This window comes from Variovorax sp. (assembly GCF_965279555.1).
Lineage (GTDB): Bacteria > Pseudomonadota > Gammaproteobacteria > Burkholderiales > Burkholderiaceae_C > Variovorax.
Genome location: NZ_OZ257247.1, coordinates 130,639 through 151,631 on the forward strand (window position 1 = coordinate 130,639; position 20,993 = coordinate 151,631).

Here is a 20,993-nt window from a genome sequence, read left to right on the forward strand (position 1 = left end):
ACCATGTTCGGATTGATGCAAGACCGCCCGCTGCTGATCTCGTCGCTGATCGATCACGCGGCCACCTTCCACCCGCACGCCGAGGTCGTCGGGCGCACCGTGGAGGGGCCGGTGCACCGCACAAACTATGCGGAGATACAGCGCCGCTCCAAGCAGGTGGCCAATGCGTTGAAGACGCTGGGCATCGAGCCCGGCGACCGCGTCGGCACGCTGGCCTGGAACACATACCGCCACCTGGCGCTGTACTTCGGCGTGTCGGGGTCGGGCGCGGTGCTGCACACGGTGAATCCGCGGCTCTTTCCCGAGCAGATCGACTACATCGTCAACCATGCGGAAGACAAGGTGCTGTTCTTCGACACCACCTTCGCGCCGTTGGTGGAGAAGCTCGCGCCCGGCCTGAAGTCGGTGCGCGCCTTCATCGCCATGACCGACCGCGCGCACATGCCCGCCATCGACGTGCCCAACCTGCTGTGCTACGACGAACTCGTCGGCGCGCAGAGCGAGACCTACGCCTGGCCCGAGTTCGACGAGCGCACCGCCTCTTCGCTCTGCTACACCTCCGGCACCACCGGCAACCCGAAGGGCGTGCTGTATTCGCACCGCTCGACCGTGCTGCATTCGCTGATGGAATGCGCGCCCGACACCTTCGGCGTCAATTCGCAGATGACGCTGCTGCTCGCGGTGCCCATGTTCCATGCCAACGCCTGGGGCATGCCGTATGCGGCGGCGATGGCCGGCGCGAAGCTGGTCATGCCCGGCCCGCACATGGACGGCCAGAGCCTGTACGAGCTGATGCGCGACGAGAAGGTCGGCTTCTCGCAGGCCGTGCCCACCATCTGGCTGATGCTGTTCCAGTACTTCGATGCGCATCCGGAGATCGACACGCGCGCCATCGGCCTGAAGCGTATCGGCGTGGGCGGCGCCGCCACGCCGCGCAGCATGATCGAGCGTTTCGAGCGCGACTTCGGCGCCGACTTCGTGCAGGGCTGGGGCATGACCGAGACCAGCCCCATCGGAGTGATCGGCAACCTGCTGCCCAAGCACCTGTCGATGCCCAAGGAAGAGCAGTTGCGCGTGAAGATGCGCCAGGGCCGCGGCGTGTGGGGCGTGGAGCTGAAGATCGTCGGCGAGGACGGCCAGCGCCTGCCGCACGACGGCAAGGCCTTCGGCCACCTGCATGTGCGCGGACCGTGGATCGCGAGCGGCTACTTCAAGAGCGAGGGCGGGCCGGTGCTCGACGCCGAAGGCTTCTTTCCCACGGGCGACGTCGCCAACATCGACGAAGACGGCTATGTGCAGCTGGTAGATCGCGCGAAGGACGTGATCAAGTCTGGCGGTGAATGGATTTCTTCCATCGACCTGGAGAACACGGCAAGCCTGCACCCGGCGGTGGCCGAAGCGGCGGTGATCGGCATCGCGCATCCGAAGTGGCAGGAGCGGCCGCTGCTCATCGTGGTGAAGCGCGCGGGGGTGGAAGTGACAAGGGAGGAACTGCTCACATTCCTTGCGGAGCGCGTCGTGAAATGGTGGCTACCGGAAGACGTAGTGTTCGTCGACAGCCTGCCGCACACAGCCACCGGAAAGCTGCTGAAGACAAAGCTGCGCGAACAGTTCAAGGGTTACACGGCGGCGACATCTGTTTGACGGCTTGATGACTTGTTCGATTTTTCTGTGGACAACTCTGTGGGTTGTGCGGGGAGTCGGATCGGCGGAACAAGCACTGGCGTGGCTTCCCACCACGTTGCCTGTTGAATAGGCAGTCCCTCGCGGCGTGGAAAAAAGACGCGGCCTACATCCAGAGCCGGTAGAGCCAAAAGGATTCGTCCTGCGCGAAGCGATCGGCAAATTCACCCGGGGAGAAGCCCGCGATGTGGCGCGCGGCACGCACCAGATGCGACTGGTCGGCGAAGCCGTGGTCCAGCGCCAGCGTGGCCCAGTCGAAGGGCTGGCCGGCCTCGTAGCGCTCGCGTGCCGCGAAGAACAGGCCTTCGGTGCGCACCAGCGATTGCCACTCGCGCAGCGAGCGTCCGCTGAAGGCCTTGACGCGGCGCTCCACCTGCCGCGGGCTGTGCGTGCGGCGCCATTCGTGGGCCTGCCACGCAAGACGCTCGACCCAGTGGCGACCCAGTTGGCGCAGCGATGGTGCGTTGACCGAGCGCCCGTGCAGCGCCTGCCATCGTGGCCCGATGTGTTCGCGCAGGGCTGCCAGCGTGGCTGCGTCGTCGGTGGCGGCGATCAATGCGTCGAGCAGCGGGGACCACGCGGCCTCCATTACCTCGCGCGCATCGCGGAAGCGGTCGTGCACGGCGGCGGGGTCGATGCCGAACAGGGTGCGCGCAATGTCCGCGGTGAAACAGATCATGCCGGCGCGCCCAGCCGAGGGCGCCCAGCAGACGGTCGGCAAAGACTGGCTTCCGGAGACCACGACCGTCGCGCCAATGGGTTGCCATGCGGGCTGCTGCGCATCGCCGCGCGCCGCGAGGCTCACCTCGCCATGCTGGAACCACGACAGGCTCATCAGCGGCGAGGCCGGGAAGTGCGTGAGGCGCTGGGCGTCGTCCAGCACCAGGTCCCGGGTGTCGCGGCAGATCACGGCCACCACTGAGCCCTGGAGCACGGGTGGCGTCGGCAGGATACGACCGGCATCCTGCGTACCTGCTCGTGGCGCGCGCACCAGCGGATCGGGGCAGGCGGGCGGGGAAGACGGGAGAGCGGTGCGCATCGGTCCTCGAGTTTATGCAGGCAGCCGTGCGCCGATGTCGTTTCGGTCCAAGACGCCGCGGGCGGGATGGCGGACCATGCGGGGCATGAACACCGCCCAGTCTTCGCCCTCTGCGCCTTCTTCCGGATGCCCCATGCATGCGCCCACGCCCACGCCCACGCCCACGAGCCCGCCGGTGCTCCATCCCCCCGGCCACTGGCCTCCCGGCCCGGCCTCCGGCATCACGGGCTGGGGCTTGCTCAACCGCATGTCGCGCGACCTGCTGGGCACGCTGGGCGACTGGCAGCAGCGCTACGGCGACGTGGTGCACCTGCGCATCTGGCCCGAGCACGAGGTCGTATTGACCGACCCGGCGCTGGTGCGCGAACTGCTGGTCGCGAACCACGGCGCACTCATTCGCTGGGAGCGCGGCATGCGCGTGTTCTCGCAGGTGCATGGCCATAGCGTCCTGGTATCCGAAGGGGCCGCGTGGCGTGACAAGCGGCATGCGCTGCAGCCCGCGTTCTCGCCGAAATCAGTGCAGAGCTTCGTGCCCACCATCGCGGAGACCGCCGAACAGGCATTGCGATCATGGCCGCGCAGCGAAGCCGACTGGCCGATAGAAAGCGCGCTGACCTCGCTGGCCATGGACGTGATCGTGCGCATGCTGTTCTCGCGTCCGATGGGCGACGACGCGGCGCTGGCCGCGCAGGCCGTGCACACCATCGGCGCCGCCGCCGACAGCGAGTTCTACTGGCCCGCGAGCTGGCCCGACGCGATGCCCTGGAAGCGCGCCAAGCGCCGCGCGAAGGCAACTCTGAGAACGCTCATCGACGATCACCTGCAAGCGCGCCTGCAGGTGGCACCGGCGGCACGTCCCGACGACCTGCTGACGCGCCTGCTGCAACTGCATAGCGACGATCCCGCGGGCTGGCCGCTGCAGGCCGTGCGCGACGAATGCATGACCGCGTTCCTCGCGGGGCACGAGACCGTCGCGGCCACGCTGATGTGGTGGTCCTGGTGTCTTGCCGCCAACCCCGAGGCGCAACGCGAGGCCGCCGAAGAAGTGCATCAAAAACTGCAGGGCCGAGCGCCGACGGCGCAAGATCTTCCCGGGCTGCAGATACTGAATCGCACGCTGCAGGAGACCATGCGCCTCTATCCGGCCGCGCCCGTTCTGTTCAGCCGCCGCGCGACGCAGCCGGTCACGCTGGGCGGGTGGCAGTTTCCGGCGCGCACCATGTTCATGGTGCCGGTGCAACTCATGCATCGGGACCCGCGCTGGTTCGCGCAGCCGATGGCGTTCCGTCCGGAACGCTTCGCGCCCGGTGCACCCGAAGTGCCGCGCGGTGCCTACATGCCGCTGGGCGCCGGCCCGCGTGTGTGCCTGGGGCAGCACCTGGCCATGACCGAGATGACCGTCGTGGCCGCGATGCTTCTGCAGCGCCATGTGTTGTCGGTGCCGCAAGGGCAGCAAGCGCCGCGTGCGGTGCTCAATGTGACGTTGCGTCCTGACAAGGCGCTGCACTTGCGTGTGGCGCCGGTGGCATCGGCGTCGATGCGCACCGCTCAATGCTTGTGATCGCCGTGCCCCGCAGCCGGCTGCGCCGACGCATTGAGCGCGCGCACCGGGGCCTTCACCTCCACGGTTTCGCGCTTGCCGTCCTTGCCTTCGAACACGAGTGTGAGCGGCACGGTGTCGCCTTCCTTCACCTGCTGCTTGAGGTCTAGCAGCATCACGTGATAGCCGCCGGGCTTGAGTTCGACGGTCTTGCCGGCGGGCAGTTCGAGGGCGGGGATCTGCCGCATGCGCATCACGTTGTCCTGCATCGCCATCTCGTGGACTTCGACGACCGGCGTAACGGGCGAGCTGGCCGACACCAGCCTGGTGTCTTTCGCTGCGCTGAGCTGCATGAATGCGCCGGTGGCCTTCTGCTGGGGCACGGTGGCGCGGACCCAGGCCTGCTTGACGGTGACTTGCGCGTGTGCCGTAGCCACCACGAGGAACGATGCGGCCGACAGGGCGAGGATGCGTGCAATGGGTGTCATGGAAAGAATCTCCTTGAATGATGGATCGGGTTGAAGCTCAGGCAGACGTCTTGAGGATCTGCCGCAGGTCCTGGGCGCATTCTTCAGCGCTCTGCTCGTGGCGCAGCACGAGGCGGATCTTTCCCTCGGGGTCGAACACGTAGCTGAAGGCCGAGTGGTCCATGGTGTACGAGGAGCCGGTGGGCACCTTCTTGTAGAAGACCTTGAAGTCCTTCGCGGTGTCGCTGGTCTTCTGCAGGTCGCCGTACAGGCCGATGAAGCTCGGATCGAAAGCCTGGGTGTAGGCCTTGAGCACCACGGGCGTGTCGCGCTCGGGGTCGACGGTGACGAAGATCACCTGCAGCCGCGCGCCGTCGGTGCCGAGCAGCCGCCTGATCTCGGCGGCGCGCACGAGCGCGGTGGGGCACACGTCGGGGCATTGCGTGAAGCCGAAGAACATCATCACGGCCTTGCCCTTGAAGTCGGCCAGCGTGCGCTCGCGGCCGTCGGGGTCGGTCAGGCGGAAGTCCTGTGCGTACTTGGCGCCCGTGATGTCGACGCCGTTGAAACTGGCGGGCAGCACCTTGCTGTTGTCGCAGCCTGCGAGGGCCAGGGCCGCAAGCGCGCTGCCGCCGGACAGCAGCAGGCCACGGCGTGAAAGCGTGGAATGAGTCATGAAGAAAAAGCTCTCTGGCGCCCGGACGCGAGCGCCGATCGATGCGTTGTGCGGGGAAGCGCGATGCGATGAAGCCCGCCTTCAGGCGAAGGCATCACATGCGCGGACGAACGAAACGGGAAGCGTCAGGAGAGCGAGGGAGGCCCGCGCGCCGGCGGGGGCGCCGCAGTGGCCGCGGCGATGTGCGCGACCGGAGCCGGCCGCACCGCATGGGACAGCGGCATGAGCGCGGGAAGCTTGACCGTGGGTGTCGCGGGCGGCGCGCCTGCCAGCACGCACAGCGGGCAGTCCATGTGGCCCATGCCCAGCTCTTGCGCGCCGTCGTCGGTATGCACGATGGCCTTGACTGAGCCTGCGCTCGAGCAGACCAGCTCCACGGCTTGCGGATGCACCACCGGCGACGCGATGGCCACGCCGAGCGACAGCGCGAACCACAGCAAGACCCAGCGGATCAGGCCTGCGCGGGCGGCAGGCATGGTCGGCGTGGAGCGGATGGGGGCGGGCATTGCCGCGGATTATCTCCCGGGCAAGAAAAAAGCCTTGCAAGTCATTGACCTGCAAGGCTTTTATTGTTGGTGGCTCTTCACGGACTCGAACCGCGGACCTGTGGATTATGATTCCATCGCTCTAACCGACTGAGCTAAAGAGCCGTTCGGCATTGTTCAGTGCCGAGCCCAAAATTATAGCCCAGGTTTTTGCCCGAGTTCAACAGCCTGCTGGCCACCCGAGTCGATTTTTGCTGGGCCAAACCCCGATGTGGCTCGTCGCCCGTACAAGCTCGGGTGAAAATCCTCCGATGTCCGCGCTTCCCCGCGCCCCTTCCGCCGACAGCGCCACCGAGCGACAGGCCATGCCCGACGACCAGTTGATGCTGGCCTACGCGCAGGGCGATGCCGCCGCGTTCGACGTGCTCTATGCGCGCCACGAGGGCGGGCTGTTCCGCTTCGTCAAACGTCTGCTGGGCGCGCGGCTCGCGGCGCAAGCCGACGAGGTGTTCCAGGACACCTGGGTGCGGATCATCTCGGCGCGCGGCAGCTTCTCGCCGCAGGGCGCCACCTGGCGCACCTGGGCCTTCACCATCGCGCACAACCTTGCCATGGACCGCCTGCGCGTGAGCGGACGCGAAGTGGCGCTCGATGCGCATTCCGACGACGACAGCGATCCCGTGCCCACGCTCGACCGCGGCGTGCGCGGCGCGATGGACGCCGCCGCGCATCCGTCGGCCGAAGAGCTCGCTTTCTGGCGCGCCGCGGGCCGCCGGCTGCTGGCCTGTCTCGACGAATTGCCGACCGACCAGCGCGCCGCGTTCCTGCTGCACCACGAAGACGGCCTGACCGTCGAGGCGCTGGCCGCGAGCCTGGAGATCGGCTTCGAAACCGTGCGCAGCCGCCTGCGCTACGGCCTGCAGAAGCTGCGCGGCTGCATGGCGCGTTACCTTGCGGTGCTGGAGCAGCGGGCATGAGCGGCAACGGCACCACCGGTTTCGACCGCGACGATGAGCGCGACCTGCGCGACCCGGTCCTGCGCCGCGCGCTGGACCATGCGCCCGACAGCGACGCAACCCCCGATCCGCGCACGCGCGATGCCATCCTGAAGATGGCGCACAACCTTGCCACCACCGTGCCGGCTGCGAAGAACGCAGCCGCCAACAGCGCGAGCGCCGCGCCTTGGTGGCGCCGCGTGTTCGGCGGCGGTGGCGAGCCGCGTTCGCGCATGCCCTGGAATGCGGCTTTCGCCACCGTGCTGCTGGCGACTTTCGTGACGGTGCTCTGGCATCGCGAACCTGTGCCTGATGCGCAACTGGACGGCGAAGCACGCGTTGCCGGCGCCGCTGCGCCAGCGGCTTCACCGCCGTCTGTACCTGCATCCGCGCCGGCTCAACCTTCGGCGGAGGCCGCACCTCCGGCCGAACCGCCGGCTGCACCTCAGCCAGCGCCGCCGCCATCCGCAGCAGCCGCGCGAAAGGCGCCGGCCGCGGAACAGAAACAAGCGCAGGCCCAGCGCAATGCCTTGTCCAAGGAAGCGCCGGGCATCGCTGGCGCAGATGCCGCTCGCCGCCCTGCGCCGCCACCGCAGGCTGCCCCCGCGCCCATCGCGCCGGCGCCTGCACTTCCTGCTCCAGCCATCGTGGCCGAACAGGCCGCTCCCGCGCGAAGCGATGAGCAGCGTGAAGAGCGCGTGGAAAAAGAACGCCGCCGCGCCTATGCGGCGGAGGCTCCGGCGCCGGCCGCAGCGCCTGCACCAGGCATCGCGCCGCCGCCACCACCACCGTCGCCCATTGCAGCGCCCGCACCGGCAGTAACTCCGCCGCAGTATCAAGGCGACAACGCAAGCGCAGACGCCTCCGGCGCGTTGCGCGCCCCCGCATCACGCGCTGCAGTGCCCAAGGCAGTCGCACGCGGAGAAGGCTCTGCGGCCTTCACGGCCCTGGACCGGTGGACGTCCTTCAGCTTCACAGGCTCAGGTGCCGAAGTGCGCCACGCGCGCGGCGACATCGAAGGCTTGCCCGCGCTGGTCGGCACCGTGGCCCGTTCGGCGTCGATGCCCGACGAAGCACTCGCCGCGCCGGTCGAGGCGCGTCTCTCGCTTTATCGCGGCAGCACGCTCGTCGCCGTGCTGGAGATCGCCGGCGGCCAGGTGCGCTGGACGCCGCAACCCAATGGCACCGCGCTGGTCGGCACACCGCCCGCGCAGGCGCTGGACGCATTGCGCGCGCTGCTCACGCGCTGACCGGAACACATCCGGCCGCGCGCATCCGCCCTCAGGCGTTCTTGAAGTCCGGCTGGCGCTTGTTCAGGAAGGCGTCCATGCCTTCCTTCTGGTCCTGCGTGGCGAACAGCGCGTGGAACAGCCGGCGCTCGAACATCACGCCGTCGCTCAGGCCGCCCTCGAAGGCGCGGTTGACCGATTCCTTGGCCGCCATCACCGAGATCTGCGAATAGCCGCAGATGATCAGCGCCGCGCCCAGCGCTTCGTCGGCGAGTTTCTCGAAGGGCACCACGCGGCTAACGAGGCCGGCGCGCTCGGCTTCCGCCGCGTCCATCATGCGTGCCGTGAGCACCATGTCCATCGCCTTGCTCTTGCCCACGGCGCGCGGCAGGCGCTGCGTGCCGCCGGCACCGGGGATCACGCCGATCTTGATTTCGGGCTGGCCGAACTTCGCGTTGTCGGCCGCGATGATGAAGTCGCACATCATCGCCAGCTCGCAGCCGCCGCCCAGCGCGAAGCCGGCCACCGCGCCGATCACCGGCTTGCGGATCGAGCGGATGGTTTCCCAGTTGCGCGTGATGTAGTCGCCCTTGTAGGTGTCGATGAAGCTGTACTTGGCCATCGCCGCGATGTCGGCGCCGGCCGCGAAGGCGCGCTCGCTGCCCGTGAGGATGATGCAGCCGATGGCATCGTCCGCATCGAAAGCCTTCAGGGCCTGGCCCAGCTCGGTCATCAGCGCATCGTTCAGCGCATTCAGGGCCTTCGGGCGGTTGAGGGTGATGATGCCGACCTTGCCTGCTTCGGTCCGTACTTCGATGTTTTCGTAGCTCATGGTGTCTCCGGGGGAAGGGGAAAAAACGCGCTTCACTATACCCAGCATGGCCGCCGCGGGTGGCGGGGCATGGCGAGTTCCCATAGAGTGCCTGCCATGAGTTCCAACTATGCCTACCTGTTCGTCGCCATCGTGGCCGAGGTGATCGCCACCAGTTTCCTCAAGGGCTCGGATGGTTTCACGCGGCTGTGGCCCACGCTGGCCTCGGTGGCCGGCTATGTGGTCGCGTTCTTCTTCCTCTCGCTGACGCTGCGCACCATTCCGACGGGCATCGCCTATGCGATCTGGTCGGGCGTGGGCATTGTGCTGATCTCGCTCGTGAGCTGGCTGTGGTTCGGCCAGAAGCTCGACGGACCGGCCATTGCGGGGCTCGGGCTGATCATCGCGGGCGTGGTGGTGGTGAACGTGTTCTCGAAGTCGGTTTCGCACTGAGCACCAAATGGACTTCAGTTGAGAATTACTCTCATCTAGAATGCCCGCCATGGAGTTCCCGATGCAAGAACATGCCGTGTTGCTGCGGGCCTATGCCCGGGCGCAGGAGCGCTGCTCGCGCCTTCTCGCTGAGCAGGCCGCGCTGGTCGAAAGGCTGGAGGCGCAGATCGTCCGTTTGCGCGGTGCCCTGGTGGCGCGCGATTCGGCCATTGCCATCGTGCGCGAGGAGCTGGCCGCGCGTGCCGCCGCGGGCGGGGCGCTGCCCAGGCGCCTGAATGCGCTGCTGTCGCCGGGCAGCCGGCGCCACTTGCGGCCGCCCCGGCTGCAAGCGCCCGCCGATCTGCGCGAGAAAGCCGTGCTGTGCGTCGGCCATGAAGACGAGGCGCCGTCGCTCGCACGCCAGCTGGTCGAGATCGCGGGAGGCCGCTACCTGCACCACGACGGCGGTGCCGATGCGGACGATCCCGCCCTCGAAGCCAGCCTGCGTGCCGCCGACCTGGTGATCTGCCAGACCGGCTGCGTGAGCCACGGCGCCTATTGGCGCGTGCAGGACCACTGCCGCAGGACCGGCAAGCCCTGCGTATTGGTCGGCGAGCCGCAGCCGATGATGTTCGTGCGGCACCCCGCCGCGGCAGAAAGCGCCTAGCCGGCCAGCCAGCCCGCCGCCTTGGTGGCGTCGTGCGCGAACAGGCGCCAGGTGGTCGAATTGGCAGGCAGCGCGAGCGGCAGCCTGAGCAGCTTGCGGTCGCGCGCCACGATGGCTGTGAACTTCGTCGCATCGCCCAGGTACAGGGCGAGGTCGTCGAGCTTGGCGATGCGCCAGGCTTGCGCCGGCCGCTGCTGGCCCTTCTTGCCGACGGCAGGCAGCTCGATGCCGATCCACTCGTCGTTCGCCGAAAAGCCCGCCTTCTCGGCCGCACCGCCGCGCAGCACTACCTTCACCTGCACGCTGCCGTTGGTTTCGGCCACGCGCAGGCCCAGTGCCTGTGCCTGTTGCGACGGGTCTTCCAGCGTGGCGACGCCGTGTGCGCGCAGCAGCTGCGCAAGCGGAAGCTCCTCGGTCGAATGCACCCAGCGCGCGAGTTCCGCCGCATACGAGCGGCCGCTCACCGCCTCGAGCGCGGCCGCGATGTCCGCTTCGCTGATCGGCCCGCCGCCGCTGTGCGTCCACAGGTGGCGCATCACGTCGTCGAGCGTGCCCTTGCCTTCATGGCGCAAGGTGAGGTCGAAGCACAGCGCCACCAGCGCGCCCTTGGTGTAGTAGCTCACCGTGCTGTTGGGCGTCTGCTCGTCCTGGCGGTAGTACTTGACCCAGGCGTCGAAGCTCGCGTCGGCCACCGGCTGCACCAGCCGCCCCGGCGTCTGCATGACCTGGTTGATGGTCTTGTTCAGCAGGCGCAGGTAGGCCGCGTCGTCGATGCGGCCGGCGCGGCGCAGCAGCAGGTCGTCGTAGTAGCTGGTGAAGCCTTCGAAGAACCACAGCAGCTGCGTGTAGTTTTCCTGGCTGTAGTCGTAGCGCGCGAACTCGGCGGGCCGCATGCGCTTGACGTTCCAGGTGTGGAAGTACTCGTGGCTGATGAGGCCCATCAGCGTGGTGTAGCCCTCGGGCTGCTTCTTCTTCTCGCCGCGCTGCGGCAGGTCGCGGCGGTTGCAGATCAGCGCCGTGGAGTGGCGATGTTCGAGGCCGCCGTAGCCGTCGTCCACCGCATTGAGCATGAACACGTAGCGGTCGATAGGCAGCTTCGGGCCGCCGCGCCTGCCGGCCTTGTCGCCGTGCCAGAAGCGCATCTCTGCTTCGCAGATGGCCTTGGTGTCGGCAATGAGCCTGTCGCCATCGAACGAGGCCGCAGCGCCCGCGACCACGAAGCGGTGCGGCACGCCGCAGGCGTCGAAATCGGCGCTCCAGAAGGCGCCCAGCTCGACCGGGCTGTCGGCCAGCTCGTCGTAGTCGGCGGCGCGGTAGCTGCCGAAGCCGTGCCTGTCGGTCTTGAGCGGCACGAGCGCGGTGGCGCAAGACCAGCGCGCGGCATCGTCGGCCAGCACGGGCGCGACGATCTCCAGCGCATGCGGCGCGTCGGTCTGGCCTTCTACCCGCAGGCACACGCTGGTGCCGTTGAAGAAGCCGCGCTCGGCGTCGAGCCAGGCGGTGCGCACCGAGTTGTCGTAGGCGCAGACCTGGTAGTTCAGCACCAGCGGCTGGCCGGGCGTGCATTCGACCAGCCAGCTGCATTTGTCGAGCTGCGTCAGGGTCGGCTTGCGGCGGCCCTGCGTGGCGCGCAGGCCCTGCAGGTTCTTGGCGAATTCGCGCACCAGGTAGCTTCCCGGAATCCACACCGGCAGCGACACGCGCTGCTGCGCGGCAGGCGCGTCGATGGTCAGCGTCACGCCGAACAGGCGCGAATGTAGATCCGCGCATTCGACGCGAAAGCGCACGCCGGCCACGGGCACGGCGGTAGCGGCGGTACTGCGCCGCGCAGGGGCCTTCGTCGCCATCAGCTCGACGAAGCGGCGAGTTGTTTCTCGACCTGCTCTGCGGGAATGGCGCCGGGCGTGCGGGTGCCGTCGCTGAAGATCAGCGTGGGAGTGCCGGTGATGTTGTACTTGCGGCCGAACTCGACGTTGCGCTGCAGCGCGGTCACGTCGCAGCTGCCGGGCGCGGTGGTGGGACGAGTGCTCGACTCCATCCAGTCGCCCCAGGCCTTGCCCTTGTCCTTGCTGCACCAGATGTCGCGCGACTTGATGTTCGAATCGGGGCCGAGCACCGGGTACAGGAACAGGTACACGGTCACGTTGTCGATCGTCTTCATGTCCTTCTCGAAGCGCTTGCAGTAGCCGCAGTTCGGGTCTTCGAACACCGCGAGCTTGCGCTTGCCGTTGCCGCGCACGATCTTGATCGAGTCTTTCAGTGGCAGTTGGTCGAAGGCGACGGCGCTGAGCTTCTCGACGCGTTCCTCGGTCAGGTTCTTGCGCGACTTCACGTCGATCAGGTTGCCCTGGATCAGGTAGTTGCCCTGCTCGTCGGTGTAGAAGATCTGCGAGCTGTTCACGCGTACTTCGTAGACCCCCGGAATCGGCGATTTCGACACTTCGTCGATGGCGGGGAACTGCGGAATGCGCGCAGGCAGGTTCTTGCGGATCTCGGCTTCGCCGGCTGTGGCGGCCACGACCGCGCCCAGCGTGCAGGCGGCGAGTAGGAGGTTGCGTGCGAGTGTCATCGGGAGATCCGTTGGTTCGATTCGAGAAGATTGCGGGCGTCAGGCCTTCAGGCCCATCGCCTGCGCCGTGATCCAGTGCTTGACGAGGCGCGTGCGGTCGAAACCGCGCATGCCCCAGTTGCGCAATGCAGGCAGCGGACCCAGGTTGTGCGAGAAAAGTTGCTGCAGGCCGTCGGTCGCCAGGCTCATCTGCAGCACGTCGGCGCGGCGGGCGCGTTCGTAGCGGCGCAGCAGGCGCGCGTCGCCCACGCTGCGCCAGTAGTCGCGGTTCTTGATCACATCGGCCAGCGCAGAGGCGTCGGCCAGGCCCAGGTTCAGGCCCTGGCCGGCGAGCGGATGCACCGTGTGGGCGGCGTCGCCCGCCAGCGCCCAGGAGCGATTCGGCTGGCCGGGCATGGCGCCGGTCCAGCGGTCGGCGATGGCGCGGGCCAGCGGCCAGGCACCGCGCTCGCTGGTGAGCTTGAGCGCACCGAGCGCCGCGTGGCTGGCCTCGGTGACTGCGGCATTGAATTCTTCGTCGCCTTGCGCAAGCAGGGCCGGTGCGCGCAACTGGTCGACCGACCAGACCAGCGCCACCGTCTTGCCGTGCACACCGCCCAGCGGCAGCAGCGCGAGCACTTCGCCCTTGTCGTTGAACCACTGGCGCGCGATGCCGTCGTGCGACTGCTCGGCGTCGAGCCGAGCCGCAATCGCGTGCTGGGGATAGCGCGTGACCTCGTAGCTCACGCCGAGCGCCTCTCGCGTGGCGCTGGCCTTGCCTTCGCACACCACGGTGAGCGGCGCGGCGACAGGCTCGGCCACGATTTCGATCAGGGGCTGGAAGCGCACCGCGTCGGCCAGTTGCTGTTCGAGCGCGGGCACGTCGACGATCCAGGCCAGCGCATCGACCTTCTGGCGCGCGGCGCTGAACTGCACCCGGCCGCCCTCGTCGCCGTGCACGAGCATTTCGCGCACCGGCGTGGCGTGCGCGGCGTCAGGCCAGGCGCGCAGCGATTCGAGCAGCGTGCGGGAGGCGGTGTTCAGCGCATAGGCGCGGATGTCTTGCTTGCCCTGAGTGGCCGGAGGCACCACCAGCGCCACGCGCACACGCTCGCGCGCGAGCAGCAGGGCCAGCGTGCGGCCGACGATGCCGGCGCCGCGAATGCAAACTTCTGGGAGGAGGGCCATGAAACGATTGTATGGACTACGCCCGCGCCCCGAGGTGGCACCTCTGTGATGCGGGACAATTGCCGCCGATTTCCAAGGAACCCCCACCGTGTCCCAGCCCGCTTTCGACCTCGAAGCCACCATCGCGCGCCTGTTCATCTACCCGGTCAAGTCCTGCGGAGGGGTCGAGCTTCCCGAAGTGCTGCTGACCGAGACCGGCCTGGAGTTCGATCGCGCCTGGATGGTGGTCGACGCCCAGGGCGAATTCGTCACCCAGCGGCAGCTGCCGCGCATGGCGCTGATCAAGCCGCAGATGAAGCTCATGGAAGTGGTGCTGCGCGCGCCCGGCATGCTGGCGCTGCACCTGGCCTTCGACCGCGTCGAGAAGCCGGTGCGCGTGCGCGTCTGGAAGGACGAAGTGGCGGCCTACGACATGGGAGACATCGCCGCCCAGTGGTTCAGCGATTTCCTGTCGGAGCCCGGCAAGCCGCAGACCCTGCGCCTCGTGCGCTTCGACCCCGAGCAGAAGCGCCTGTCCAGCCTGAAGTGGACCGGCGGCATCGAGGCCGAGAACCAGTTCGCCGACGGCTATCCGGTGCTGGTGGCGAGCGAAGGCTCGCTGGCCGAGCTGAACGAGCGCCTTGCCGCGCAGGGCCACGATGCCGTGGGCATCGAGCGCTTCCGACCCAACATCGTGCTGGCGGGCATCGAGTCGCACGACGAGGACCGGGTGGAAGCGCTGCACATCACCACCGGCGAAGGCGAAGCCGAACTGCGCCCGGTCAAGCCCTGCACGCGCTGCCCGATCCCGGACATCGACCCGGCCACCGCCCTCGGCAGCCCCGAGGTCGGCAACACCCTGCGCACCTACCGCGCCGATCCGCGCGTGGACGGCGGCATCACCTTCGGCATGAACTGCATCGTGATCCAGGGTGTGGAGCACGTGCTCAAGGTCGGGCAGGCGGTGGGCGCGAACTACAAGTTCGAGTGACCGGCGCCCGAGCGGCGTTTCAGAACTTCACGCCGGCGACCAGGATGATGTTGGCGTAGGGCGTGCATTCGCCCGTGCGCACCATGGCCCGGGCCTTCGCAGTGCGGCGCTTGAATTCCTCGTGCGACACCGTCTGCGGCGCGATGCCCAGCGACTGCGGATACCAGCCCGGCAGGTTCTTCGCGTCGTCCAGCGCTTCGCCGGCCACCACGATGCCTTCGACCTGCATCTCCGACAGCACCGCCTGCAGCACGTCGGTGAGCTTCGGCACGCCGCGCGCCACGGCCAGGTCGATGCGGCGCGGGCCGTCGGGAATCGGCAGGCCGGCGTCGCCGAGCACGAGCATGTCGCCATGGCCCAGCGAGGCGATCACATGGGACAGTTCCGCGTGCAGCAGGTGGGAGCGTTTCACAGCTTGATCCAGTCGGGAGGCAGCGGGCTGAGCAGCACGGCGTCACGCTGCGGAATGGAGGGTTGGGCGCCGGGCTGCTGGATGCACAGCGCCGCGGCGCGGATGCCCAGGCGAACGGCCTCGTCGAAGGACTGGCCTTCGCCCAGCGCGACCGCGAGCGCACCCAGGAAGGTGTCGCCGGCGGCCGTGGTGTCGACCGCCTGCACCTTGGGCGCGGGATGGTGGCGGGCACCGTCGGCATCGACGGCCACCGCGCCGCGCGCGCCCAGCGTGACGACCACGCGGGCAATGCCCTTGGCGCGCAGCGCCCGGCCGGCCTGCGCCGCTTCCTGCGGGCTGTCGGCGGACTGGCCGCACAGCGTCTGCGCCTCGATCTCGTTGACCACCAGCGTGTCGATCAGCGGCCACAGGGGCTCGGCGATCGCCTGTACCGGCGAGGGGTTGAGCATCACCTTGCAGCCCGCGCCATGCGCCACGGCGATGGCGCGCGCGACCTGGTCCAGCGGCGTCTCGAACTGCGCCACCAGGAAGGCCGCGCCCTGCACCTGCTGCGTCAGCGCGGCTTCGTCGACCTCCAACCGCGCGTTGGCGCCGGGAATCATCACGATGCGGTTCTGGCCGCCGTCTTCCACGAGGATCAGCGCCGTGCCGGTGGGCTCGCCGGCCACGGTGCGCAGGGCGGCGGTGTCGATGCCGTCGCGCTGGAGCGCATCGCGCAGTGCCGAGCCGTGCGCGTCGTCGCCGACGCAGCCGATCATCCGCACCTGAGCGCCTTCGCGCGCGCAGCTCACGGCCTGGTTGGCGCCCTTGCCGCCGGGGATGGTGGCGATCGAGTGGCCCAGCAGGGTTTCGCCCGCGGCCGGCGCGTGCGGCACGCGCAGCACCAGGTCCATGTTGAGGCTGCCGAGCACCACGATGCGTGGGGCCTGGGCCGGGCTGCTGGAGGAAGGCTTCAGGCTCACGGGGTGCGGGACTTTCGTGTTTGCGTGGAAGGCGTTTCGGCCGGAACGGGAGCGGCGGGCTCGCGGAAACTCGCGTGCCGCGCAGTCGAGGCGCGCACGCGCAGTTCGGGCTGCAGCACCACCTTGCGCGCATCGCGGCGCTTGCCGCCGACGCGCTCGAGCAGCATGTCGACCGCCAGCGCGCCGATGCGCTCCTTGGGCTGTGCCACCGTGGTGAGCGGCGGGCTGGTATAGGCCGAGAGTTCGATGTCGTCGAAGCCGACGATCGAAAGATCGTCCGGCACGCGCACGCCGCTTTCGTGCGCGGCACGCAGCGCGCCGATGGCCATCAGGTCGTTGCAGACGAACACGGCCGACGGTTTCTGTTCGGTGCGCAGGATGGCGTGCATGGCCTCGTAGCCGCCCTGGCTGGTGAAGCCGCCGCGCCAAAGCAGCGCTTCGGCGTTCGCGATGTCGGGTGTTGCGCCGGTCTCGGCCAGCGCCATGCGCCAGCCCTCGATGCGCTGCTCGCTCGGCATCACGCCCACCGGCCCGCCGATGCAGGCAATGCGCTTGTGGCCCAGCGACAGCAGGTGCCGCACCGCGAGCAGGCCGCCTTGCATGTGCGCGGTTTCCACCAGGTCGCATGCCGGGTCTGCGATCTCGCGGTCGACCAGCACCGTGGGCATGCGCAGGCCGCGCAACTGCTTCATGAGGGATTCTTCGTCGCCCGCGCCGGTCGACACCACGATCAGCCCGTCGATGCGGCGCTCGGCCAGCACCTGCAGGTAGACGCTCTGGCGGTGGGGCTCGTCATCGGTGTTGCACAGCACCAGCGTGTAGCCGGCGCCGAAGCAGCGGTCTTCCACGATGCGCACGATCTCGGCGAAGTAGGGGTTCGAGCTGTTGGGAATCAGCATGCCCAGCGTCGAAGTGGTGTTGCTCTTCAGGCTGCGCGCCATCGCGTTGGGAACGTAGCCCAGCTCGCGGATGGCGAGCTCCACGCGCTCGCGTACCTTGGCGCTCACGTGGCGCGTGTCGTTCACCACGTGCGAGACGGTGGTGACCGAAACCTCGGCCTTGAGCGCGACGTCCTTGATGGTGGCCATGGGGCTTGTCCTTTTCCTGGTTGGCGGGGTGCTGTCAGGCCAGCCGGCGTTCGGCACGGCGCTGGCGCAACGTGTCGATGATGACGGCCACGACGATCACCGCGCCGGTGATGATCCGCTTGCTCGGCTCGCTGGCGCCCACCTGCGCGAGGCCGGCCTCCAGCACCGCGATGATCAATACGCCAAAGAAAGTGTTGATGACCGAGCCGCGCCCGCCCATGAGGCTGGTGCCCCCGATGACCACCGCCGCGATCACCTGCAGCTCGATGCCGACGCCGGCATTCGGGTCGGCGGCTTCGAGGCGGGCCGACTGCATCAGGCCCGCGAGCCCGGCCAGCAGCCCGGTGACGGCGAAAACGATGATGCGGATCGGGCGCGGGTCTACGCCCGCCAGGCGCATCGCTTCTTCATTCGTGCCGATGCCCACCACGTGGCGGCCGAACACCGTGCGCGTGAGCACCAGCTGCCCGATGGCGACCAGCACCACCGCCAGCACGAAGGCGGCCGAGATGCCGCCGATCCACGGCGCGGCCAGGCCCGAAATGGCGTCGCCCACGTACTGCGTGCGCGAATCGGTCACCAGGTAGGCACCGCCGCGCACCGCCTCGAGCATGCCCAGCGAGACGATGAAGCTCGGCAGCCGCCATGCGACCGACACCGCGCCGGTGACCGTGCCGCAGATGAGCCCGGTGACGAGGCCCAGCACCGCGGCCACCGGCACCGACAGCTTCCATTCGAGGATGGCCGCGGCCGTGACGGCCGCGCTCAGCGCAAGCACCGAGCCGACGGAAAGGTCGATGCCCGCGATGATCAGCACGAAGGTCATGCCGACCGCCATCACGGCCAGCGCTGGAATTTCATTCGCGATGGAGACGAAGGTCTCGCGCGTCAGGAAGTATTCGCTGAGCGACCCGAAGAGCGCGATCATGCCCACGAGCACGACCGTCAGGCCCAGGTAGGTGCCGAGCTGGCCCTTGAGTGCGGAGGGCGAGGACGGCGGGGTGGATTTCGTGGAGGCTTCGGCGTTCATTTTGTGTCGGCGGTGACCGGGGTCGAATCGGAAACGGGGGATGCCGTCGGCGGATTGTTGGCGGCGCGGCCTGCCGCGTCGCTGAATGCCGCGGCCAGCAGCGATTGTTCGGTCCACTCGCCGCGTTCGAACACCGCAACCAGCCGGCCGGCGCTCATCACGCCGATGCGGTCGCACATGGCCATCAGTTCGCGCAGGTCGCTCGACACCATCAGCAGCGCCTTGCCGGCGTCGGTCATGCGGTCGAGTTCGGCGTACAGGTCGGCGCGCGCGCCCACGTCCACGCCGCGCGTGGGCTCGTCGAGCAGCAGCACCTTGCATTCGCGGTGCAGCCAGCGCGCGAACACCACCTTCTGCTGGTTGCCGCCGCTGAGCGTGGCAACCGGTTGTTCGATGCTGCGCGAACGGATGCGCAGCAGTTCCACCAGCTTCTGCGCAATGCCGCGCTCCTTGGCGCGCTGCAGCCAGCCGGCGTGGGAAATGGCGCCCAGGTCGCTCAGCGTGGCGTTGACGCGGATCGATTGCGTCAGCAGCAGGCCCTGCGACTTGCGGTCTTCGGTGACGAGGCCGATGCCGGCGCGGATGGCCTGCATCGGCGAGCGCCAGCCCTTGCGCGCGTGCTGCGTGGGCTGGCCGTTTTCGTGGAGGGTGATCTCGCCGCGGTCGGCTCGGTCGGCGCCGAACAGCAGCCGCACCAGTTCGGTCCGGCCCGAGCCGACCAGGCCGGCCAGGCCCATGACTTCGCCCGCGCACAGGTCGATGTCGACGTCGCGCACGACCTGCGCCCGGCCGATGCCGCGCGCGCTCAGCAGCACCGGGCCGGCGGTGCGGCGCTCGCGGCCTTCGTGCTCGTGCACCGCGCGGCCGACCATGCGCTGCACCAGTTCGGATTCGCGCACGCCGGCCATCGCGCGCACGTCCACCAGCCGGCCGTCGCGCAGCACCGCCACGCGGTCGGCGATGCGCTGCAGTTCTTCCAGGCGGTGCGACACGTAGACGATGGCCACGCCGCGCGCCTTCAGCAGGTCGATCTGCTCGAACAGGTGCGAGGTTTCGCGCGGGGTGAGCATGGCGGTGGGCTCGTCGAGCACCAGCACGCGCGTGTCGTCCTGCAGGTTGCGCGCGATCTCCACCATCTGCTGCTGGCCGATGCCCAGCCGCGCCACGGGCGTGGCCGGGTCGATGTTCTCCATGCCGATCTTGGCGAGCTGGCGCGCGGCCAGTTCGTGCAGCTTGCCGCGGCGGATCCAGCCGGTCTTGTTGGGCAGGCGGTCGAGCAGCAGGTTCTCGGCCACCGAGAGAGTGGTGACGAGGCCCAGCTCCTGCATGACCATGCGCACGCCCAGCCGCTCGGCATCGCGGCGCGAGCCGGGCGCAAAGGGCTTGCCGTCGAGCAGCATCTGGCCGCGCGTGGGCTGCACCAGGCCGCAGACGATCTTCGACAGCGTGCTCTTGCCGGCGCCGTTCTCGCCCGTGAGGGCCAGCACTTCGCCGGCGTTGAGCACGAGCGAGACGTCGTCCAGCACCGGCGCCGCATAGTCCTTGCCCATGGTGCTCAGCGAGAGCACGGGTGCGCTGCGATTGTTATCAGCCATCGATTGGCAACCTTATTCCAGAAACACCGCGGAACCGGCTCCGCCGGGCCGCAGGTGTTGCCCCCGGTAGGGGGAAGGCGAAGCGACACGAAGTGCGCGAAGCCCGGGGGCGAGCATTACTTCGTGACCAGCACCACGTCGGTCTTCACTTCGGCGGGCATGTCCGCCTGCTTCTTCTTGTCGGCTATGGCCTTCAGTGCCGTCTCAATGCCGAACACGGCCTGCTTGGCGGCGAACTGGTCGGCCGTGGCGAGCACGCGGCCGTCCTTCAGCATCGGCTTGATGGCACCGATGTTGTCGTAGCCCACGACCAGCACCTTGCCGGTCTTGCCGGCGGCCTTGACTGCGGCCACTGCGCCCAGCGCCATGCTGTCGTTGCCGGCGAGCAGCGCCTTCAGGTCGGGGTGCTCGCGCAGCATGCCGGCGGCCACCGTGTTGCCCTTGTCGATTTCCCACTGGCCGGACTGCACGCCCACCACCGTCACGCCGGCGGCCTTCATGGCGTCCTGATAGCCCAGCGTGCGCTGCTGCGCATTGAAGGTGGTCGACACGCCTTCGATGATGCCGACCTTGTCGCCCGACTTCAGCTCCTTGGCCAGCGCGTCGCCCACCAGCTTGGCGCCGGCGCGGTTGTCGGGGCCGACGAAGGGCACCTGGATGCCCTTTTCCTTGAGCGCGGCGGCGTCGAGCTGGTTGTCGATGTTGACCACCAGGATGCCCTTGTCGATGGCGGTCTTGATTACAGGCACCAGCGCCTTCGAATCGGCCGGCGCGATGACCAGCGCGTTGATCTTCTGCGCCACCATCTGCTCGACCATCTTGATCTGGGCGGAGGTGTCGGTCTCGTCCTTGATGCCGTTGGCCACCAGCGTGTATTCGGAGGCGTGGGCCTTCTGGTGCGCCTTGGCGCCGTCTTCCATGGTGCGGAAGAACTCGTTGGCCAGCGACTTCATGACCAGCGCGACCTTCGGCTTGTCCTGGGCGAAGGCGGGCGTTCCGGCGATGGCGCCCAGCAGCGTCAATGCAGCAGCGCTTTGCAGGGTACGGCGGGTGAATTTCATGGTGAATGTCTCCTGAGGTGGTTGATCAAAGCGGTACGCCGGTCTTTGCCGGGGGCTCCGATGTTAACCAAGGGAAACGTTTGCGCAAACGTTTGCCCGTCGGGGCTAACCCTGA

General features: G+C 68.4%; 21 protein-coding genes and 1 tRNA gene. 7 read left to right on the forward strand and 15 right to left on the reverse strand.

The window, feature by feature from the left end; translation table 11 throughout:
* The first annotated feature begins 3 nt into the window (after positions 1–3).
* Positions 4–1,644: a 3-(methylthio)propionyl-CoA ligase gene (locus ACQY8B_RS00635; RefSeq protein WP_422084936.1), complete on the forward strand. Its 1,641-nt coding sequence runs from the start codon at positions 4–6 to the stop codon at positions 1,642–1,644.
* 145 nt (positions 1,645–1,789) lie between these two features.
* Here ACQY8B_RS00635 and ACQY8B_RS00640 read toward each other — a convergent pair whose 3' ends face one another.
* The gene (locus tag ACQY8B_RS00640; RefSeq protein ID WP_422084937.1) at positions 1,790–2,722 is read right to left on the reverse strand and encodes an AraC family transcriptional regulator; all 933 of its coding nucleotides are present in this window, start codon (positions 2,720–2,722) and stop codon (positions 1,790–1,792) included.
* 247 nt (positions 2,723–2,969) lie between these two features.
* Here ACQY8B_RS00640 and ACQY8B_RS00645 point away from each other — a divergent pair, with 247 nt between their 5' ends.
* A complete protein-coding gene (locus ACQY8B_RS00645; protein WP_422089126.1) occupies positions 2,970–4,283 on the forward strand; it encodes a cytochrome P450 in 1,314 nt (437 codons plus the stop codon).
* Here ACQY8B_RS00645 and ACQY8B_RS00650 read toward each other — a convergent pair.
* From ACQY8B_RS00650 to ACQY8B_RS00665, 4 genes are all read right to left on the reverse strand, one after another.
* Positions 4,271–4,750: a copper chaperone PCu(A)C gene (locus tag ACQY8B_RS00650; protein ID WP_422084938.1), complete on the reverse strand. Its 480-nt coding sequence runs from the start codon at positions 4,748–4,750 to the stop codon at positions 4,271–4,273. The genes ACQY8B_RS00645 and ACQY8B_RS00650 overlap by 13 nt on opposite strands.
* A 37-nt stretch (positions 4,751–4,787) precedes the next feature.
* A complete protein-coding gene (locus tag ACQY8B_RS00655; protein ID WP_422084939.1) occupies positions 4,788–5,405 on the reverse strand; it encodes an SCO family protein in 618 nt (205 codons plus the stop codon).
* Between the two features lie 125 nt (positions 5,406–5,530).
* Complete coding sequence (locus tag ACQY8B_RS00660) at positions 5,531–5,911, reverse strand: DUF2946 family protein (protein ID WP_422084940.1); 381 nt, start codon at positions 5,909–5,911, stop codon at positions 5,531–5,533.
* A gap of 67 nt (positions 5,912–5,978) precedes the next feature.
* Positions 5,979–6,055: transfer RNA gene (locus ACQY8B_RS00665), tRNA-Met, on the reverse strand.
* Positions 6,056–6,201: 146 nt separating this feature from the next.
* Here ACQY8B_RS00665 and ACQY8B_RS00670 point away from each other — a divergent pair.
* Both ACQY8B_RS00670 and ACQY8B_RS00675 read left to right on the forward strand, forming a co-directional pair.
* Entirely contained in the window at positions 6,202–6,867 is a 666-nt protein-coding gene (locus ACQY8B_RS00670) for a sigma-70 family RNA polymerase sigma factor (RefSeq protein ID WP_422084941.1), read from the forward strand.
* Positions 6,864–8,135 carry a hypothetical protein gene (locus tag ACQY8B_RS00675; RefSeq protein ID WP_422084942.1) on the forward strand — a complete coding sequence of 424 codons (1,272 nt, stop codon included), beginning with the start codon at positions 6,864–6,866 and terminating at the stop codon, positions 8,133–8,135. Before ACQY8B_RS00670 ends, ACQY8B_RS00675 begins: the two co-directional genes overlap by 4 nt.
* Before the next feature lie 31 nt (positions 8,136–8,166).
* On the opposite strand, the gene ACQY8B_RS00680 is transcribed toward ACQY8B_RS00675, so the two are convergent.
* Complete coding sequence (locus tag ACQY8B_RS00680) at positions 8,167–8,946, reverse strand: enoyl-CoA hydratase (RefSeq protein ID WP_422084943.1); 780 nt, start codon at positions 8,944–8,946, stop codon at positions 8,167–8,169.
* Positions 8,947–9,042: 96 nt separating this feature from the next.
* Here ACQY8B_RS00680 and ACQY8B_RS00685 point away from each other — a divergent pair, with 96 nt between their 5' ends.
* Positions 9,043–9,378 (forward strand): SMR family transporter, encoded by a 336-nt coding sequence (locus tag ACQY8B_RS00685; protein WP_093130430.1) that lies wholly within the window; start codon positions 9,043–9,045, stop codon positions 9,376–9,378.
* 61 nt (positions 9,379–9,439) lie between these two features.
* Complete coding sequence (locus ACQY8B_RS00690) at positions 9,440–10,024, forward strand: DUF2325 domain-containing protein (protein WP_422084944.1); 585 nt, start codon at positions 9,440–9,442, stop codon at positions 10,022–10,024.
* Here the strand turns inward: ACQY8B_RS00690 and ACQY8B_RS00695 are convergent.
* The 3 genes from ACQY8B_RS00695 to ACQY8B_RS00705 are packed head-to-tail and all read right to left on the reverse strand — an operon-like array spanning position 10,021 to position 13,760.
* Positions 10,021–11,871 carry a M61 family metallopeptidase gene (locus ACQY8B_RS00695; RefSeq protein WP_422084945.1) on the reverse strand — a complete coding sequence of 617 codons (1,851 nt, stop codon included), beginning with the start codon at positions 11,869–11,871 and terminating at the stop codon, positions 10,021–10,023. The two genes, ACQY8B_RS00690 and ACQY8B_RS00695, sit on opposite strands and share 4 nt — an antisense overlap.
* Positions 11,871–12,593: a DsbC family protein gene (locus ACQY8B_RS00700; RefSeq protein ID WP_422084946.1), complete on the reverse strand. Its 723-nt coding sequence runs from the start codon at positions 12,591–12,593 to the stop codon at positions 11,871–11,873. Before ACQY8B_RS00700 ends, ACQY8B_RS00695 begins: the two co-directional genes overlap by 1 nt.
* A 39-nt stretch (positions 12,594–12,632) precedes the next feature.
* Positions 12,633–13,760, reverse strand: coding sequence for an FAD-dependent monooxygenase (locus ACQY8B_RS00705; RefSeq protein WP_422084947.1), 1,128 nt, complete (start codon positions 13,758–13,760; stop codon positions 12,633–12,635).
* A gap of 88 nt (positions 13,761–13,848) precedes the next feature.
* Here ACQY8B_RS00705 and ACQY8B_RS00710 point away from each other — a divergent pair, with 88 nt between their 5' ends.
* Positions 13,849–14,730, forward strand: a complete 882-nt coding sequence (locus ACQY8B_RS00710) for an MOSC domain-containing protein (protein ID WP_422084948.1) — start codon at positions 13,849–13,851, stop codon at positions 14,728–14,730.
* Positions 14,731–14,749: 19 nt separating this feature from the next.
* On the opposite strand, the gene rbsD is transcribed toward ACQY8B_RS00710, so the two are convergent.
* From rbsD to ACQY8B_RS00740, 6 genes are all read right to left on the reverse strand, one after another.
* Positions 14,750–15,142: a D-ribose pyranase gene (gene rbsD, locus ACQY8B_RS00715; RefSeq protein WP_422084949.1), complete on the reverse strand. Its 393-nt coding sequence runs from the start codon at positions 15,140–15,142 to the stop codon at positions 14,750–14,752.
* A complete protein-coding gene (rbsK, locus tag ACQY8B_RS00720; RefSeq protein WP_422084950.1) occupies positions 15,139–16,104 on the reverse strand; it encodes a ribokinase in 966 nt (321 codons plus the stop codon). The genes rbsD and rbsK overlap by 4 nt, the downstream gene beginning before the upstream one ends.
* Positions 16,101–17,192, reverse strand: a complete 1,092-nt coding sequence (locus ACQY8B_RS00725; RefSeq protein WP_422084951.1) for a LacI family DNA-binding transcriptional regulator — start codon at positions 17,190–17,192, stop codon at positions 16,101–16,103. The genes rbsK and ACQY8B_RS00725 overlap by 4 nt, the downstream gene beginning before the upstream one ends.
* A 34-nt stretch (positions 17,193–17,226) precedes the next feature.
* Complete coding sequence (locus tag ACQY8B_RS00730) at positions 17,227–18,222, reverse strand: ABC transporter permease (protein WP_422084952.1); 996 nt, start codon at positions 18,220–18,222, stop codon at positions 17,227–17,229.
* Entirely contained in the window at positions 18,219–19,817 is a 1,599-nt protein-coding gene (locus ACQY8B_RS00735; RefSeq protein ID WP_422084953.1) for a sugar ABC transporter ATP-binding protein, read from the reverse strand. The genes ACQY8B_RS00730 and ACQY8B_RS00735 overlap by 4 nt, the downstream gene beginning before the upstream one ends.
* A gap of 116 nt (positions 19,818–19,933) precedes the next feature.
* The gene (locus tag ACQY8B_RS00740; protein ID WP_422084954.1) at positions 19,934–20,878 is read right to left on the reverse strand and encodes a sugar ABC transporter substrate-binding protein; all 945 of its coding nucleotides are present in this window, start codon (positions 20,876–20,878) and stop codon (positions 19,934–19,936) included.
* Positions 20,879–20,993: the final 115 nt, after the last annotated feature.